At 61.1% G+C, this 15,783-nt stretch carries 15 protein-coding genes and 1 pseudogene; 9 read left to right on the forward strand and 7 right to left on the reverse strand.

The genetic code is table 11. From position 1 onward, the window contains the following. Positions 1 to 168 precede the first annotated feature (168 nt). From PspS49_RS03395 to PspS49_RS03405, 3 genes are all read left to right on the forward strand, one after another. Positions 169 to 1,446 (forward strand): acetyl-CoA C-acetyltransferase, encoded by a 1,278-nt coding sequence (locus PspS49_RS03395; RefSeq protein WP_150750017.1) that lies wholly within the window; start codon positions 169 to 171, stop codon positions 1,444 to 1,446. Between the two features lie 481 nt (positions 1,447 to 1,927). Further along, entirely contained in the window at positions 1,928 to 2,824 is an 897-nt protein-coding gene (locus tag PspS49_RS03400; RefSeq protein ID WP_007914672.1) for a PA4780 family RIO1-like protein kinase, read from the forward strand. 326 nt (positions 2,825 to 3,150) lie between these two features. Beyond that, on the forward strand, positions 3,151 to 4,359 hold the full coding sequence (locus PspS49_RS03405; protein ID WP_160038104.1) for an MFS transporter: 1,209 nt from the start codon (positions 3,151 to 3,153) through the stop codon (positions 4,357 to 4,359). On the opposite strand, the gene cueR is transcribed toward PspS49_RS03405, so the two are convergent. Continuing rightward, a complete protein-coding gene (gene cueR / locus PspS49_RS03410; protein WP_025111722.1) occupies positions 4,313 to 4,726 on the reverse strand; it encodes a Cu(I)-responsive transcriptional regulator in 414 nt (137 codons plus the stop codon). The two genes, PspS49_RS03405 and cueR, sit on opposite strands and share 47 nt — an antisense overlap. Further along, complete coding sequence (locus tag PspS49_RS03415) at positions 4,723 to 7,116, reverse strand: heavy metal translocating P-type ATPase (protein ID WP_160038106.1); 2,394 nt, start codon at positions 7,114 to 7,116, stop codon at positions 4,723 to 4,725. The genes cueR and PspS49_RS03415 overlap by 4 nt, the downstream gene beginning before the upstream one ends. 93 nt (positions 7,117 to 7,209) lie before the next feature. Between PspS49_RS03415 and PspS49_RS29760 the strand changes: the two are divergent. Further along, positions 7,210 to 7,299: pseudogene (locus PspS49_RS29760) on the forward strand (metal ABC transporter ATP-binding protein); the annotation flags it as partial. Between the two features lie 11 nt (positions 7,300 to 7,310). Here PspS49_RS29760 and PspS49_RS03420 read toward each other — a convergent pair. After that, positions 7,311 to 7,694: a hypothetical protein gene (locus PspS49_RS03420; RefSeq protein ID WP_093430287.1), complete on the reverse strand. Its 384-nt coding sequence runs from the start codon at positions 7,692 to 7,694 to the stop codon at positions 7,311 to 7,313. A 147-nt stretch (positions 7,695 to 7,841) separates the two neighbouring features. Here PspS49_RS03420 and PspS49_RS03425 point away from each other — a divergent pair, with 147 nt between their 5' ends. Together PspS49_RS03425 and PspS49_RS03430 are read left to right on the forward strand one after the other, a co-directional pair. Then, entirely contained in the window at positions 7,842 to 8,039 is a 198-nt protein-coding gene (locus tag PspS49_RS03425) for a cation transporter (protein ID WP_127925715.1), read from the forward strand. An 89-nt stretch (positions 8,040 to 8,128) separates the two neighbouring features. Beyond that, on the forward strand, positions 8,129 to 9,331 hold the full coding sequence (locus tag PspS49_RS03430; RefSeq protein WP_127925716.1) for a multidrug effflux MFS transporter: 1,203 nt from the start codon (positions 8,129 to 8,131) through the stop codon (positions 9,329 to 9,331). A gap of 6 nt (positions 9,332 to 9,337) precedes the next feature. Here the strand turns inward: PspS49_RS03430 and PspS49_RS29635 are convergent, their stop codons facing one another. The 3 genes from PspS49_RS29635 to PspS49_RS03440 form a co-directional block, all read right to left on the reverse strand. After that, positions 9,338 to 9,511: a hypothetical protein gene (locus PspS49_RS29635; protein WP_007914687.1), complete on the reverse strand. Its 174-nt coding sequence runs from the start codon at positions 9,509 to 9,511 to the stop codon at positions 9,338 to 9,340. A 160-nt stretch (positions 9,512 to 9,671) separates the two neighbouring features. Beyond that, positions 9,672 to 10,685, reverse strand: a complete 1,014-nt coding sequence (locus PspS49_RS03435; protein ID WP_160038108.1) for a zinc-binding alcohol dehydrogenase family protein — start codon at positions 10,683 to 10,685, stop codon at positions 9,672 to 9,674. Between the two features lie 32 nt (positions 10,686 to 10,717). Continuing rightward, a complete protein-coding gene (locus PspS49_RS03440) occupies positions 10,718 to 11,011 on the reverse strand; it encodes a putative quinol monooxygenase (protein WP_160038110.1) in 294 nt (97 codons plus the stop codon). Between the two features lie 119 nt (positions 11,012 to 11,130). Between PspS49_RS03440 and PspS49_RS03445 the strand changes: the two genes are divergently transcribed. From PspS49_RS03445 to PspS49_RS03455, 3 genes are all read left to right on the forward strand, one after another. Continuing rightward, entirely contained in the window at positions 11,131 to 12,060 is a 930-nt protein-coding gene (locus PspS49_RS03445; RefSeq protein ID WP_160038112.1) for a LysR family transcriptional regulator, read from the forward strand. 317 nt (positions 12,061 to 12,377) lie between these two features. Beyond that, complete coding sequence (locus tag PspS49_RS03450) at positions 12,378 to 13,112, forward strand: helix-turn-helix transcriptional regulator (RefSeq protein ID WP_127925720.1); 735 nt, start codon at positions 12,378 to 12,380, stop codon at positions 13,110 to 13,112. 137 nt (positions 13,113 to 13,249) lie between these two features. Then, the gene (locus tag PspS49_RS03455) at positions 13,250 to 14,632 is read left to right on the forward strand and encodes an MFS transporter (protein WP_127925721.1); all 1,383 of its coding nucleotides are present in this window, start codon (positions 13,250 to 13,252) and stop codon (positions 14,630 to 14,632) included. A 121-nt stretch (positions 14,633 to 14,753) separates the two neighbouring features. Here PspS49_RS03455 and PspS49_RS03460 read toward each other — a convergent pair whose 3' ends face one another. Beyond that, complete coding sequence (locus PspS49_RS03460; protein WP_008082147.1) at positions 14,754 to 15,707, reverse strand: adenosine deaminase; 954 nt, start codon at positions 15,705 to 15,707, stop codon at positions 14,754 to 14,756. Positions 15,708 to 15,783: the final 76 nt, after the last annotated feature.

The following is a 15,783-nucleotide window of genomic DNA, read 5'->3' on the forward strand; positions in this document are numbered from 1 at the left end:
TGAGGTTTAGCAGGTCTTGCAGAGGAGCGCGGTACTTGTGGGAGCGAGCCTGCTCGCGAAAGCGATCTGTCAGCCACCGAAGATGCTGAATGTGCCGGCGTTTTCGCGAGCAGGCTCGCTCCCACAGGGGAACGCATCAAATTCGATCAATTTGAAAAGGAGTTATTCATGAGTCAGCTGCGCCGCGTCGCGATCATTGGCGGTAACCGCATCCCCTTCGCCCGTTCCAACGGGCCGTACGCCACGGCCAGCAATCAGGCGATGCTCACCGCAGCCCTCGAAGGCCTGATCGAACGCTACAACCTGCACGGCCAGCGCATCGGCGAAGTGGTGGCAGGCGCGGTACTGAAATTGTCACGAGATATGAGTCTGACCCGTGAATGCGTGCTCGGCTCGCGTCTGTCTCCGGCGACGCCGGCCTACGACATTCAGCAAGCCTGCGGCACCGGCCTGGAAGCGGCGATCCTGGTGGCGAACAAAATCGCCCTCGGCCAGATCGAAAGCGGTATCGCTGGCGGTGTCGACACCACGTCGGACGCCCCGATCAGTGTCAGCGAAGGTCTGCGCAGAATCCTCCTGCAAGCCAACCGCGCCAAGACCACCGGCGACAAGCTGAAAACCTTTCTGCAACTGCGGCCCAAACATCTGATTCCGGATTTCCCAAGCATCGGTGAACCACGCACTGGTCTGTCGATGGGTCAGCACTGTGAATTGATGGCGCAGGCCTGGCAGATCCCCCGTGAAGAGCAGGATCAACTGACCCTCGAAAGCCACCACAAACTCGCCGCGTCCTACAGCGAAGGCTGGCACAACGACCTGATGACGCCGTTCCTTGGCCTGACCCGCGACAACAACCTGCGCCCGGACCTGACCCTGGAAAAACTCGCGACACTGAAGCCGGCCTTCGAAAAAAGCGCAAAAGGCACATTGACGGCAGGCAACTCCACACCGCTGACCGATGGCGCGTCGGTGGTATTGCTCGGCAGTGAGGAATGGGCGAAGGAACGTGGTTTACCGATCCTCGCGTATCTGCGCGATGGCGAAGCGGCGGCAGTGGATTTCGTCAACGGCGCCGAAGGGCTGCTGATGGCGCCGGTTTACGCCGTGCCACGGTTGCTGGCGCGCAATGGGCTGACCTTGCAGGATTTCGACTATTACGAAATACATGAGGCATTCGCCGCGCAGGTGCTGTGTACGTTGAAAGCCTGGGAAGATCCCGAATACTGCAAAACCCGACTGGGCCTCGACGCACCGCTGGGCTCGATAGATCGTAGCCGACTCAATGTGAAGGGCAGTTCGCTGGCGGCCGGGCATCCGTTTGCCGCGACTGGCGGGCGTATCGTCGCCAATTTGGCAAAGCTGCTGGATGCGGCGGGCAAGGGCCGGGGCCTGATTTCGATTTGCGCAGCGGGCGGGCAGGGCGTTACCGCCATCATCGAACGCTAGAAGAGCCCTCACCCTAACCCTCTCCCAAAGGGAGAGGGGACAGATTGGGGGATGTTTGAGGGATACGCCGACCTGATCGAGCTTTACCGAATCCATAATCGACGGTGTTTCAGTCAGATGGTTAGCCCAATCCATAATCGACGTGTTTCAGTCAGATGTTTATTCCAATCCATGATCGACGCGGTATTTCAGGTCGATGTATAACGCCAGACACCTCGGTCGGCTCCCTCTCCCTCGGGGAGAGGGCTGGGGTGAGGGTAAAAGGCTAAAACCGCAAATGTCAGATTCTGTCGCAAATACCCTCAACGGCCGATACCAACATTCAAGGGCGGCTCAGCTATGATTCGCAGCGGTCGATTTTTCGGCACAGTGTGTGCATTCACAGGTTCACAGGTCGGCAACCCCTCCCCGTTGTGCGAGGATTGCCGTATAACGAGTGACATTCGCGTGTTTGGTAATAAAGGACCCACAATAAAAGCTGATGAAGACTCCAAAACGCATTGAACCCCTGATCGAGGACGGTCTGGTCGACGAAGTGCTGCGCCCACTGATGAGTGGTAAAGAAGCAGCTGTTTATGTGGTGCGCTGCGGCAATCAGTTACGTTGCGCAAAGGTCTACAAGGAGGCGAACAAACGCAGTTTCCGCCAGGCGGCCGAGTATCAGGAAGGCCGCAAGGTTCGCAACAGCCGACAGGCTCGGGCGATGGCGAAAGGCTCCAAGTTCGGTCGCAAAGAGACCGAAGATGCCTGGCAGAACGCCGAAGTGGCGGCACTGTTCCGTCTGGCCGGCGCCGGGGTGCGGGTACCAAAACCGTATGACTTCCTCGACGGCGTGCTGTTGATGGAGCTGGTGGCCGACGAATTCGGCGATGCCGCGCCGCGTCTGAACGACGTGGTGCTGGAGCCGGATCAGGCGCGCGAGTATCACGCGTTCCTGATTTCGCAGATCGTGCTGATGTTGTGTACCGGTCTGGTGCACGGTGACCTCTCGGAGTTCAACGTGCTGCTGACGCCGACCGGCCCGGTCATCATCGACCTGCCGCAAGCCGTCGACGCAGCCGGTAACAACCACGCGTTCAGCATGCTGGAGCGGGATGTCGGCAACATGGCTTCCTACTTCGGTCGCTTTGCGCCGGAGTTGAAACTGACCAAGTACGCCAAGGAAATGTGGGCGCTGTACGAAGCCGGCACCTTGCACCCGAACAGTGTGCTGACCGGTGAGTTCGATGATCCGGAAGACCTGGCCGATGTTGGCGGAGTTCTGCGCGAGATCGAAGCGGCGCGCCTCGACGAGGAACGCAAGCAGGCCATCCGCGCGGCGGACGACGAGCCGAAAGGCAAGTCTGACGAACCGCCTCCGCCACCGTGGATGCAGTGATTGCTTGATGAGAAACCCGGCTTCGGCCGGGTTTTTTTTTGAATCAGAATCCCTAGAAGCCCCTCACCCCAGCCCTCTCCCAGAGGGAGAGGGGGCCGACCGAGGTGTCTGGCGTATTTCATCGACCTGAAATACCGGGTCGATTATGGAATGGGCTACCGCGTTGATTATGGATTCGATACAGCACGTTCAGGTCGGCGAACCTCTGAAGCATCCCCCAATCAGTCCCCTCTCCCCCTGGGAGAGGGTTAGGGTGAGGGCCTCTTTCGGATCAACGCAATTTCGCGTCTACTGTCCACCGCTCCAACCACACTCAAGGACTGAATGTGACCACCCCGCGCAACACCCACCTGATCGTCACCGCCCGTCTGATCTCCGATTTCGGCGCCTTCCTCAACATGGTCGCGCTGGCCACCTACGTCTACCTGCTGAGCAACAGCGCGATGAGCGTCGGGATCTTCCTCGCCAGTCGCGTCGGCGGGGGGATTTTTGCCAGTCTGATCGGCACCGCGTTTTACCGTCGATGCAGCGGACGCGCACCGTTGATCGCGTTCGATCTGCTGCGCGCCAGCGTGCTCGGTTTGCTGTTGATCGTGCCCGTCAGCCAGCAAGCCTTGCTGCTGCCCGTGATCGCTTTCGGCCTGGGCCTGGGCAATTCGATGTTCGCCATCGGCCTCAACAGTCAATTGCCGCGTCTGATCCCCGCCGAGCAATTGCTCAAGGCCAACGCCTGGATCACTTCGGCGTCTTCAGCGGCCATGGTCGGCGGCAGTCTGGTTTCAGGTTTGCTGGTCGCGGGTTTTGGTTTTGAAACAGTGTTCGCCCTGAATGCACTGACCTATTTGCTGGCAGCGTTGTTGATCGTGCCGCTGCGTTTCGAACCCGCAACAGTCAACGAAGCACCCGAACGCGGCGAATGGACCGCACTCAAGCAAGGTCTGCGTTCGGCACCGGTGATTGCCGCGATGCTGGCGGTGACCATGGCCGACACCTTGGGCAGCGCCGCGCACAACGTCGGCTTTCCGATCATCTCCAAACTGCTCACGCCAGAGTCGGCGAGCACCACTCTAGGTCTGATGCTGGCGGTGTGGGCCAGCGGCAAACTGCTGGGTGCGCGAATCGCCAGCCGTCTCAAAGGCTCGGACAACATCCACCTCGAACGACGGTTTTTCTTCGGTGTGGCGCTGATGTCCTGCGGCTTTATCCTGATGTTCCAGCAACACAGCCTCTACGGTCTGCTGCTGTTTTCCTTGCCGGCGGGGTTGGGAGACGGTTTTTCAGAAGTCGGGCTGATGTCGCGCCTGCAACGCGAACCCGAGCAGTTGCGCCTGCCGATTTTCAGCATGCTGACCTTGCTGCAAATGAGCGGATTCGGCATCGGCATGCTCATCGCCGCGCCGTTCTACGGGTGGTGGACGCCGGGTGCCGTGGTCATGCTGTTCCACGGCATTCCCCTCGGCACATTGCTCACGGTGAAAGTGCTCGCCCTCAAGCGCGGGCGGGTTGCGCGCAGCAGCCCGACGCCAGCTCCTTGAGGATCGGGCAATCCGGGCGATGGTCGCCGTTGCAGTGCTCGACCAGATCCTGCAGGGTGTCGCGCAGTTCGCCGAGTTCGCGGATCTTCTGATTCAACTCGTCGATGTGCTGGCGCGCCAATGCTTTCACATCGGCGCTGGCACGCTGGCGATCCTGCCAGAGGGTCAGCAGTTTGCCGACCTCTTCCAGCGAAAAGCCCAAGTCCCGCGAGCGCTTGATGAAGGCCAGCGTGTGCAGGTCGTCGTCGCCGTAGACCCGGTAACCGCTGTCGGTGCGATGGGCCGCCTTGAGCAGGCCAATCGACTCGTAATAACGGATCATTTTCGCGCTCAGGCCACTGTGTCTGGCCGCTTGGCCGATGTTCATCGGTGTTCCTCCAGATCCTTGGGTTTCCAGGTTTTCAACAGTAGCGCATTGCTCACCACGCTGACGCTCGACAGCGCCATGGCCGCACCGGCCAGTACCGGGTTGAGGAAGCCGAACGCTGCCAGCGGAATGCCGATCAGGTTGTAGACGAAGGCCCAGAACAGGTTCTGACGGATCTTCGCGTAGGTCTTGCGGCTGATTTCCAGCGCCGCCGGCACCAGCCGTGGATCACCACGCATCAGCGTGATACCCGCCGCGTGCATGGCCACGTCAGTGCCGCCGCCCATGGCGATGCCGATGTCGGCAGCGGCGAGCGCCGGGGCGTCGTTGATGCCGTCACCGACCATGGCGACTACGCCGGTTTTTTTCAGCTCGGTGACGGTGGCGGCTTTGTCCGCTGGCAGCACTTCGGCGTGGACATTGCTGATGCCTAAGGCCTCGGCGACCACGCGAGCGCTGCCGCGATTGTCGCCGGTCAGCAGATGGCTATGGATATCGCGTGCAGCGAGTTGTTGCACGGCTTCCAGCGCTCCGGGTTTCAAGGTGTCACCGAAGGCGAACAAGCCGAGCACTTTCGGCTCCGGACTTTGCTCGATCAGCCATGACAGGGTGCGGCCTTCGGTTTCCCAGGCTTGGGCGGATTCGCCCAGATTACCGGCGCTCAAAGCGCTTTCCTCCAGCAACCGGCGATTGCCCAGCGCCAGGCGCCGGCCGTCGAGATTGCCGGCGATGCCGCGACCAGTGAGCGACTGGCTGGCGCTGACATCCGGTACGTGCAGGCCTCGTTCCGCTGCGGCATCGAGCACCGCTTTGGCCAACGGGTGTTCGCTGCCGCGTTGCAGCGCGCCGGCCAGTTTCAGCAGAGTGTTTTCGTCACCATCGACTGCTGTGAAATGGGCGATACGCGGCGTGCCGGAGGTCAGCGTACCGGTCTTGTCGAACACCACGCTGCTGACTTCATGGGCGCGTTCCAGCGCTTCAGCATCCTTGATCAGAATGCCGTGACGCGCGGCCACGCCGGTGCCGGCCATGATCGCGGTCGGCGTGGCGAGGCCCAGTGCACACGGGCAGGCGATGACCAGAACCGCGACCGCATTGATCAACGCGGTTTCGAGCGGTGCGCCGTAGAGCCACCAGCCGATCAGTGTCGCCAAGGCAATCAGCAACACGGTTGGCACAAAGATCTGGCTGACTTTATCCACCAGTTTCTGGATCGGTGCCTTGGCCGCCTGGGCGTCTTCGACCAGACGAATGATCCGCGCCAGTACGGTCTCGGCGCCGAGCGCCTGAGTGCGCACCAGCAAGCGCCCTTCACCATTGATCGCGCCGCCGGTGACTTTGTCACCCGGTTCTTTCGGCACCGGCAAGCTTTCGCCGCTGATCAATGCTTCGTCGGCGTGGCTCTGGCCTTCGATGACTTCACCATCGACCGGGAAGCGTTCGCCGGGTTTGACCAGCACCAGATCATTGAGGCGCAGGGCGCTGATGGCGACATCCTGTTCGCGACCGTCGATCACTTGAATGGCCCGTTCCGGGCGTAACGCCTCGAGGGCGCGGATGGCACTGGCGGTCTGACGTTTGGCGCGGCTCTCCAGGTATTTGCCGAGCAGCACCAAAGCGATGACCACCGCCGACGCTTCGAAATACAGATGCGGCATGCGCCCGGCAGCGGTGGCCCACTCATACAGGCTCAAGCCGTAACCGGCACCGGTGCCGAGGGCGACCAGCAAGTCCATGTTGCCTGCTCCCGCCCGCACGGCTTTCCACGCGGCGACATAGAAACGTGCACCGAAAACAAACTGCACCGGCGTGGCGAGGGCGAATTGCACCCAGGCCGGGAGCATCCAGTGGATGCCAAACGGTTGCAGCAACATCGGCGCCACCAGCGGCAGAGCCAGGGCGATCGCGCAGATCAGTGCCCAGCGTTCATGTTTCAGGCGCTGTTGTTGGTTATCGGTTTGTGGGTGTTCGGCTTGCCAGACGCTGGCCGAGTAGCCGGCCTTGGTGACGGCTTCGAGCAGGGTTTGCGGATCGACCTGACCGAGCAATTGGAGGTGGGCACGTTCGTTGGCCAGGTTGACGCTGACGCTTTTCACTCCTGGCACTTTGTTCAGGGCGCGCTCGACGCGACCGACGCAGGAGGCGCAGGTCATGCCTTCGATCTTCAATTCGATAGTCTGCTGCGGGACGCTGTAACCGGCGCGCTCAACTGCGTCCATCAAGGCCGGCAGACTGCCGCCGGGTGCCTGCACACGGGCCTGCTCGGTGGCGAGATTGACGCTCACGGCACTGGCGCCGCTGACTTTGCTCAACGCCCGCTCGACACGGCCGGCGCAACTGGCGCAGGTCATGCCGGCAATCGGCAGATCGAACGTGATGGAATCGGACATCGGTCGTACTCCCTGTAGTAGATGCCTACAAGGATCAACCTTGCCATGCGGGCAAGGTCAAGCGCCATTCTTTGACTCGCCGCAAAACAAACTGTGGGAGCGAGCCTGCTCGCGAAAGCGGCGGGTCAGTCAACATCATCGCTGAATGACCCGCCGTATTCGCGAGCAGGCTCGCTCCCACAATTGGGATTTGCTTAGTATTCGAGATCGGCGCGCTTCAGATAGACGCCTTCGGAATTCATCGCCAAGCGATACTTCAGCACATCACCGGCATGCAATTTGATCTCCTGCGAACCCGGCGCGAGCATCCCCGGGTTGCAACCGGCGACTTGTCCCGGCAGCAACTTCAAGCGTAGCGAAACAGTGCCCGGCGGCAGGTTGAAGGAAATGCTTTGCTCCTGCAGCAACCGCGCCGAGAGCTGATCCTGGATGTACACGCCGATCTCGCAGGAGGTCGACACTTCCAGACGCTCACGGGAAATGATCAGCACCGCATAGTCCTCGCCAGCGGCTTGCACTTGAGGAACGGCGGCAAAGAGGCTGAGAAAGCCAAACAGGCTGAAAGCTGACCAGCGCATGGCTGAATCTCCTGAATCGAGTCATTGATGTACGCAGCTTGGCCGAGCGCGGCGCCGATTGCCAGCCCGGCAGTTTATTGAAGAACTTGACCTTGCCATCGTGGCAAGCTCGAAACTGCCGGCAACCTCACTCAAAGGAGTCATTCCATGCAAGTGTTCAACGTTCAAGGCATGTCCTGCGGCCATTGCGTCAAAGCCATCACCAACGCTCTGCAGGTCAAGGATCCGGCGGCCAGCGTGCGGGTCGATCTGGCGGCGAAAGAGGTGGGCGTCGAGAGCGCGTTGACCAGCGATCAGGTCATCGAGGCAATCAGCGAAGAAGGCTACGCGGTGAAACTCGTCTGAAGTTTTATAGTTAGCGAGCTATCGGAATGTTCAAGGCGTCCGGGCGCGGCTAGACTGTCGGGCTGCCGACTTGCCAACCTGGATGCCTGATGAACTTCCGTACCATTCTGATCCTCGGTGCCTTGACCGCCTTCGGGCCCTTGGCGATCGACTTCTATTTACCTGCATTTCCCTCGATGGCGCTGGCGTTCGGCACCGACGAGAAACATGTACAGATGACGCTGGCGGCGTATTTCGCCGGATTGTCGATTGGCCAACTGCTTTACGGCCCCGTGGCGGATCGCTTTGGCCGCCGTATTCCGCTGCTCGTAGGGCTCACGCTGTTCACCTTGGCATCGCTGGCCTGCGCCTATGCGCCGAACCTCGAATGGCTGATCGGTGCGCGTTTTGTCCAGGCGTTGGGCGGTTGCGCGGGGATGGTGATTTCCCGGGCGGTGGTCAGCGACAAATGCGACGCGGTCGGCTCGGCGAAGGTCTTCTCGCAATTGATGCTGGTGATGGGCCTGGCGCCGATTCTGGCGCCGATGCTCGGCGGTCTGTTGGTCAACACCACAGGCTGGCAGTCGATCTTCCTGGTGTTGACCGGGTTCAGCGCGCTGGCCGGTTTGGCCGTGGCGCTGGGGCTGCCGGAAAGTATGCCAGCGCACATGCCGCGCCAGCCGTTGTCCGGCGCCCTGCGCCAGTACGGGCGCTTGCTCAAGGATCGGGTTTACCTCGGTCATGCCCTGACCGGTGGCATCGCCATCGCCGGGATGTTCGCCTACATCGCGGGCTCACCGTTTATTTTCATCAAGCTGTATGGCGTGCCGGCCGAGCATTTCGGCTGGCTGTTCGGCACCAATGCGGCGGGGTTCATTCTGGTGGCGCAGGTCAACGCGCGGATGTTGGCCAAGCGCGGCCCGGCGTTCCTGCTGTCGCGGGCGGTGTGGGTTTACTTCGGCGCCGGGCTGGCGTTGCTCGCGGTCAGCGCAATGCACACCGAATCCTTGTGGCCGCTGCTGATTCCACTGTTCATCTGCGTATCGAGCCTGGGTTGCATCAGCCCGAACGCCGCTGCTTGCGCGATGAACGGGCAGGGCGCACGCGCCGGCAGTGCGTCGGCACTGCTCGGCTGCATGCAATTCAGCGTCGCCGCCGGGGCTTCGGCGCTGGTAGGGGTGTTGCACGACGGCACCGCCGTGCCGATGGCAATAGTCATCAGCGTGTGCGGTTTGCTGGTGGTGTGCGTGGCGCTAATCACCCGCCGTCTGCAGAACGCCCGGGCACTGGCGCAAGCTCAGGCCGAGGCATAAATAACCTCAGCCGGCGGCGCGCTGCTGGCTGCGATCGGGAATCTGATGGGGCGCGCAAAGTCGCGCTTCGAGGGTGCGGGTGAAGGCCAATGCTTCGGCTTCACTGCGGAATGTCACGGCGTGTTGGTCCAGACGAACCTGCCATTGAGACTTTGCCACTTCTTTTATCAGGATCTTCATTGCTGACCTCCCTTGCGTAAAAGATGTATCGCAGAGGCTTCGATTGTAGACCTGAATACGATCGCAATTGTGACAACGGTCAAGCATCGGACTGACGGCAAAAAACAGCGCAGCCCCGCCGACCGCTCTAGGTTCGGCGAAGGCTGCGCTGTGCGGTTTTTTAGAAACCTTCTAAAACAATTTTTCCCTTGGCTTTGCCACTTTCCAGCAACTCATGGGCGCGGCGCAGGTTCGCCGCATTGATCGTGCCGAAATGCTCGCCCACCGTGGTCTTCAACGTCCCCGCATCAATCAGCTCGGCCACGCGGTTGAGCAGTTTGTGCTGTTCGATCATGTCCGGCGTCTCGAACAGCGAACGGGTGTACATGAACTCCCAGTGCAGCGACAGGCTCTTGCGCTTGAGTTTGCTGATGTCCAGCGACTTCGGATCGTCGATCAATGCCAGTTTGCCTTGCGGCGCCAGCGCTTCGACCAGTTGATCCAGGTGCTGATCGGTCTGGGTCAGGCTGGCGACGTGGGTCACGTGGTCGATTCCGGCGCGCTTGAGCTCTTCGCTCAGCGGCTGGCTGTGATCGATCACCAAGTCGGCGCCCAGGTCTTTTACCCAGTCGCGAGTCTGTTCGCGAGAAGCGGTGCCGATCACTTTCAGCCCGGTCAACTGTTTCGCCAATTGAGTGAGGATCGAACCCACACCACCCGCCGCGCCAACGACCAGCAGGCTTTGGCCCTCATCGGTTTTGCCCTCGCGAATTTGCAGACGTTCGAACAACAGTTCCCACGCGGTGATCGCGGTCAGCGGCAGCGCGGCGGCTTCGGCGAAACCAAGCGACTTGGGCATGCGGCCGACGATGCGCTCATCGACCACGTGCAGCTCACTGTTGCCGCCGGCACGGGCGATGGAGCCGGCGTAGAAGACTTTGTCGCCGGCCTTGAACAATGTCACTTCGCTGCCGACTGCCTTGACCACACCGGCAACGTCCCAGCCCAATACTTTCGCTGCACCGTTTTCCGGCGCCACGTTCTGCCGCACCTTGGTGTCGACCGGATTCACCGAAATGGCTTTGACTTCCACCAGCAGGTCGCGCGGGCCGGCGACCGGTTCTGGCAGCTCGATGTCTTGCAGGGATTGGGCGTCGCTGATCGGCAGGGAAGCGTAATAGGCGATGGCTTTCATGAGTGGCTCCGTACAGGTAATAGAAGAAGGAATCAGGCAATCGCGCCGAGGCGCTTGAGCTGGAAATGTTCGATGGTGTCGCCGGCGCTGGCCTGGAAGTGTCGAAAGTGCGCGCTGTTGTTGTGCGCCTCAAGAATCGCTTCACTGGCCCAGTGTTCGATCACATAAAAAACCTGCGGGTCGGCGAGGTCGCGGTGCAAGTCATATTGGCTGCAACCGTCTTCGGCGCGGCTCGGCTCAACCAGTGCGCGCAGGCCCTGTTCGAGACGATCCTGCTGGCCGGGTCTGGCGATCAGGGTGGCGATGGCGGTGAATGGCTGGGACATGCTCGGCTCCAGAGAAGCGGGATGAATTCGATGGAGAGATGATTGGCTATTTCTCTGCGAGATAAAACCGGCTAAAAGAGCAGTCTCTTTCAATATTTTTTTGATAATCGAGGCTGACCATGTTGCGTTTCGATGACTTGCAGTTGTTTGTCCGGGCGGCGGATCTGGGCAGTCTGTCGGCGGCGGCGCGGGTGATGGACATGTCCGCCGCCGTGGCCAGCGCGGCATTGAAGCGGATCGAACAGCAATTGGGCGCACGCTTGCTGGCGCGTTCGACCCGCAGCCTGCGCCTGACCGCCGAGGGCGAAGGCTTTCTCGAATACGCGCGGGCGGCGCTGAGTAATCTTGATGAAGGTCGGCGTTTGCTCGCCAGCAGCCAGGATCAGGTCAGCGGGGTCTTGCAGTTGTCGGCGCCTTCGGACTTTGGCCGCAACCTGTTGCTGCCGTGGCTCGATGAGTTCCAGCGCGAGCACCCGAAGCTGACCGTGCGTTTGCTGCTTGGCGACCGCATCGCCGATCTGTTTCGGCAACCGGTGGACATTGCCTTGCGCTATGGCGAGCCGGAAGACTCAAGCCTGGTCGCCTTACCCATCGCCCCGCACAACCACCGCGTGCTGTGCGCTTCCCCGGCGTATCTGGCCCGGCACGGCGAACCGCGCCAGCTCGAACAGCTGGCCCAGCACAACTGCCTGCTTTACATGCTCGGCAGCCGGGTGCATGACCACTGGAGTTTTCACGACGGCAAACGTGAAGTCGGTCTGACCGTCAGTGGTGACCGTTTCAGCGACGACGCTGACGTCGTGCGCCTGTGGGCGGTGGCCGGTGCCGGGATTGCCTACAAATCGTGGCTGGACGTCGGCGCCGATGTGCTCGCCGGCAGGCTCAAAGTGCTGCTGCCGGAGCTGCTCTGTGAGCGCGCACCGCTGAATCTGTTGTGCGCCCATCGCGCCCAATTGAGTAAGCCGGTGAACCTTCTGAGGGAAATGCTCGCCAGCCGATGCGCTGATTTGAGTAGTCAATTTCCCGTTTTTCCCAAAGATGATCATTAGTCGCAGGTAAATAGAGAAATTTCTGTCAGGAACAATCACCACCTGTGCAGGCCCCGGCGCGGGACGCGGGAGCTAACCCGCTTATACTAGCGCCCGCCTCACGCCAGCACCGACACCCCGGCCCGGAGACCCTCGCACCGCGTCGCCAGTCTTCGAGTGACGGTCGCGCAACTGCTGCGGGTTCTGTGCCGGAGCAGGCTGCGTCAGTAGCTTGCCTCGCCCCGGTTCATGGCGATTTTCGCGTCTTGGCCGATGACTCATTACCGGCCAAGATGTCTCCGAGCAGTAGACGATACGATTCAACAGGGAGTGAACACATGGAACATGCACCTTGCATCAGCCAGATCGCCACGTTGCTGGCCGACCCCAAGCGCAGCGCGATGATGTGGGCGTTGATGGATGGCTCGGCCCGGCAAACCGAGGAGCTTGCGCTACTGACAGGGCTGTCGCCATCGTCGGCCAGCGCGCATCTGGCGCGGCTATCCACGGGTGGTCTGTTGAAGGTCGAAGTCCGTGGTCGCAAACGGTTTTTCCGTCTCTCGGCACCGGAAGTCGGTGCTGCGATAGAAGCATTGGCCAGCGCCACCATCGCCAGTGCTCCACGGGACATTCCCGAGGTGTTCAAGCGCGCCACCCCCATGGCCAAGCCGCAAACTGCGCCGTCCTCGCTGCTGCGCGCGCGTTTTTGCGATGACCACCTGGGCGGTACGCTGGCCGCCGATCTGTACCAGCGGCTGCTGGATGCCGGCTGGATCGAACAACTTGAACAACGCGTCGTGGTGACTCTCAAGGGGGCAAAATTGCTGGCCGGCCGTGGCGTGTTCATCCAGGCGCTGGCCCATCGCAATGTGCAAGTGGCGTGCGCTTGTCCGGACTGGAGCGAGCGTCGCCCGCACATGGGTGGCTCGCTCGGTGCGGCGTTGTTGCAGTTGTTCATGCAGTCCGGCTGGCTTACCCTGCCCAACGACTCTCGGGCCTTGCAATTGACGGCTACCGGCCAACGGGAGCTGCATCGTTTCGCCAAGGAAACCGAGCTGGAAATGGCGTTGTAGAGCTCTCGCATTCGACGCCTGGCAAGCACCGGTGCTTCTGGCGTCGTCCACGACTGCGAACAGGTCGCATTCAGCACGAACGCCGAAACGCTATCGCGCACACTCGTTCCGGGGACATTTCGGATGGGGGAAGCGGCATGGACACACATGGCTACGGCGCGGCAGAACGCTTGGAACGACTGCCAATCAGCGGTTATCACCGGATCATTTTCATCATCATCGCCTTGGCGTTTTTCTTCGACTCCATGGACCTGGCGATGATGACGTTCCTGCTCGGCTCGATCAAAGCCGAGTTCGGTCTGAGCAGCGCGCAAGCGGGTCTGCTCGCCAGTTCGAGCTTCTTCGGCATGGTGCTGGGGGCGTCGCTGTCCGGCATGCTCGCCGATCGTTTCGGGCGCAAACCGGTGTTTCAGTGGAGCATCGTGCTGTGGGGCGTGGCCAGCTACCTGTGTTCGACGGCGCAAACGGTCGAAACGCTGACGCTGTTCCGCATCTTGTTGGGGATTGGCATGGGCATGGAATTTCCGATTGCCCAGTCGATGCTGTCCGAGCTGATTCCGGCGCAACGCCGGGGTCGTTACATCGCGTTGATGGACGGCTTCTGGCCGCTGGGTTTCGTGGCGGCCGGCGTGCTGTCTTACTTCCTGCTGCCGCTGATTGGCTGGCGTGACATCTTTCTGGTGTTGGCGGTGCCGGCGGTGTTTGTGCTGGCGATCCGCTTTTTCATTCCCGAGTCACCGCGCTGGCTGGAGCAGGCTGGAAAGCATGAGGCGGCAGACAAGGTGCTGAACGGCATCGAGGCGCGGGTGCGTTCGTCGCTCGGCGGTGCTGCGTTACCGGAGCCGGTTCGATTGCCGCGTACCGTGACGCCGCCGGGCAACTTCTTCGCGGCGCTCAAGCAGATCTGGTCGCCGCAGTATCGCCAGCGCACGACGATGATCTGGAGCCTGTGGTTTTTCGCCCTGCTGGGATTTTATGGTCTGACTTCGTGGCTCAGTGCCTTGCTGCAACAGTCGGGTTTTGCCGTGACGCAGTCGGTGTATTACACGGTGCTGATTTCCCTTGGCGGGATTCCGGGATTTTTGATGGCCGCCTGGCTGGTTGAGCGCTGGGGGCGCAAACCGGTGTGCATCGTTACGTTGCTCGGCGGCGGGGTGATGGCGTTTCTCTACGGCCAGAGCGCGGTGTTCGGCGGCAACGTTGCGCTGCTGATCGGCACCGGACTGTTGATGCAGTTTTTCCTGTTCGGCATGTGGGCGGTGCTCTACACCTATACGCCGGAGCTTTATCCAACGTCGGCGCGGGCAACCGGTTCGGGCTTCGCCTCGGCGATTGGCCGGGTTGGCTCGCTGCTCGGGCCGTTGGTGACCGGGCTGGTGTTCCCGATTACCGGGCAGGGCGGGGTGTTTGCGCTGGGCGCGGCGTGCTTCGCGATAGCGGCGGGGGTGGTGTGGCTGTTCGGGATGGAGACGCGGGGTAAGACCCTGGAAGAGCTGACTGAAAGCCAAATCCCAGGCTAAACAAAGAACCCACTGTGGGAGCGAGCCTGCTCGCGAAAGCGGAGTGTCATTAAACGAAAATGTTAACTGACACTCCCTCTTCGCGAGCAGGCTCGCTCCCACAATGGTTATTGGGTGTTGCTTATGGTTTTACCAGTCGCGCATCCAGGCTGTTCTGCGCCAGGCGCTTGGCCTGATCCTGGGTCATGCCCAAATGCTCATGCAGCGCGTAGAAGTTCTCGGTCACATAACCACCAAAGTACGCCGGGTCATCGGAGTTCACCGTGACCTTCACGCCACGTTCGAGCATGTCGAGAATGTTGTGCTGCGACATGTGATCGAACACGCAAAGCTTGGTGTTCGACAACGGGCACACGGTCAGCGGGATCTGTTCGTCGATGATCCGCTGCATCAGGCGCTCGTCTTCGATGGCGCGCACGCCATGGTCGATACGCTGGATTTTCAGCAGGTCGATGGCTTCCCAGATGTACTCCGGCGGGCCTTCTTCGCCAGCGTGGGCAACGGTCAGGAAGCCTTCGTGACGGGCACGATCAAACACACGCTGGAACTTGCTCGGCGGGTGACCCATCTCGGAGCTGTCCAGACCGACAGCAACAAACGCGTCACGGAACGGCAGCGCTTGGTCGAGGGTTTTCTCGGCTTCTTCTTCGCTGAGGTGGCGCAGGAAGCTGAGGATCAAACCGCTGGTGATGCCCAGTTGCTGCTCGCCATCCTTCAATGCCGCCGCGATGCCGTTGAGCACCACTTCGAACGGGATGCCGCGGTCGGTGTGGGTCTGCGGATCGAAGAACGGTTCGGTGTGAATCACGTTCTGTGCTTTGCAGCGCAGCAGGTACGCCCAAGTCAGGTCGTAGAAGTCCTGCGAGGTGCGCAACACGTCGGCGCCCTGGTAATACAGGTCGAGGAATTCCTGCAGGTTGTTGAAGGCGTAAGCCTTGCGCAGGGTTTCCACGTCGTTCCACGGCAGGGCGATCTTGTTGCGTTCGGCCAGGGCGAACAGCAGCTCGGGCTCCAGCGAGCCTTCCAGGTGCAGGTGCAGTTCAGCCTTGGGCAAGGCGTTGAGCCAGTCGTACATATTCTTTTCTCATCAGGTGCAATGGCGGCATTCTACAGATGCTCGCCGAAACAATTGGCAAAACCTGACCAAGCGA

Source organism: Pseudomonas sp. S49, from assembly GCF_009866785.1.
Taxonomy (GTDB): domain Bacteria; phylum Pseudomonadota; class Gammaproteobacteria; order Pseudomonadales; family Pseudomonadaceae; genus Aquipseudomonas.

Bases quoted from the DNA above. Each gene is read 5' to 3' on its own strand.
- PspS49_RS03455 (WP_127925721.1), top strand. From the start codon at position 13,250: ATGGACACACATGGCTACGGCGCGGCAGAACGCTTGGAACGACTGCCA.
- PspS49_RS03395 (WP_150750017.1), top strand. From the start codon at position 169: ATGAGTCAGCTGCGCCGCGTCGCGATCATTGGCGGTAACCGCATCCCC.
- PspS49_RS03435 (WP_160038108.1), bottom strand. From the start codon at position 10,685: ATGAAAGCCATCGCCTATTACGCTTCCCTGCCGATCAGCGACGCCCAA.
- PspS49_RS03400 (WP_007914672.1), top strand. From the start codon at position 1,928: ATGAAGACTCCAAAACGCATTGAACCCCTGATCGAGGACGGTCTGGTC.
- PspS49_RS03450 (WP_127925720.1), top strand. From the start codon at position 12,378: ATGGAACATGCACCTTGCATCAGCCAGATCGCCACGTTGCTGGCCGAC.
- PspS49_RS03440 (WP_160038110.1), bottom strand. From the start codon at position 11,011: ATGTCCCAGCCATTCACCGCCATCGCCACCCTGATCGCCAGACCCGGC.
- PspS49_RS29635 (WP_007914687.1), bottom strand. From the start codon at position 9,511: ATGAAGATCCTGATAAAAGAAGTGGCAAAGTCTCAATGGCAGGTTCGT.
- PspS49_RS03460 (WP_008082147.1), bottom strand. From the start codon at position 15,707: ATGTACGACTGGCTCAACGCCTTGCCCAAGGCTGAACTGCACCTGCAC.
- PspS49_RS03445 (WP_160038112.1), top strand. From the start codon at position 11,131: ATGTTGCGTTTCGATGACTTGCAGTTGTTTGTCCGGGCGGCGGATCTG.
- PspS49_RS03425 (WP_127925715.1), top strand. From the start codon at position 7,842: ATGCAAGTGTTCAACGTTCAAGGCATGTCCTGCGGCCATTGCGTCAAA.
- PspS49_RS03420 (WP_093430287.1), bottom strand. From the start codon at position 7,694: ATGCGCTGGTCAGCTTTCAGCCTGTTTGGCTTTCTCAGCCTCTTTGCC.
- PspS49_RS03415 (WP_160038106.1), bottom strand. From the start codon at position 7,116: ATGTCCGATTCCATCACGTTCGATCTGCCGATTGCCGGCATGACCTGC.
- PspS49_RS03430 (WP_127925716.1), top strand. From the start codon at position 8,129: ATGAACTTCCGTACCATTCTGATCCTCGGTGCCTTGACCGCCTTCGGG.
- cueR (WP_025111722.1), bottom strand. From the start codon at position 4,726: ATGAACATCGGCCAAGCGGCCAGACACAGTGGCCTGAGCGCGAAAATG.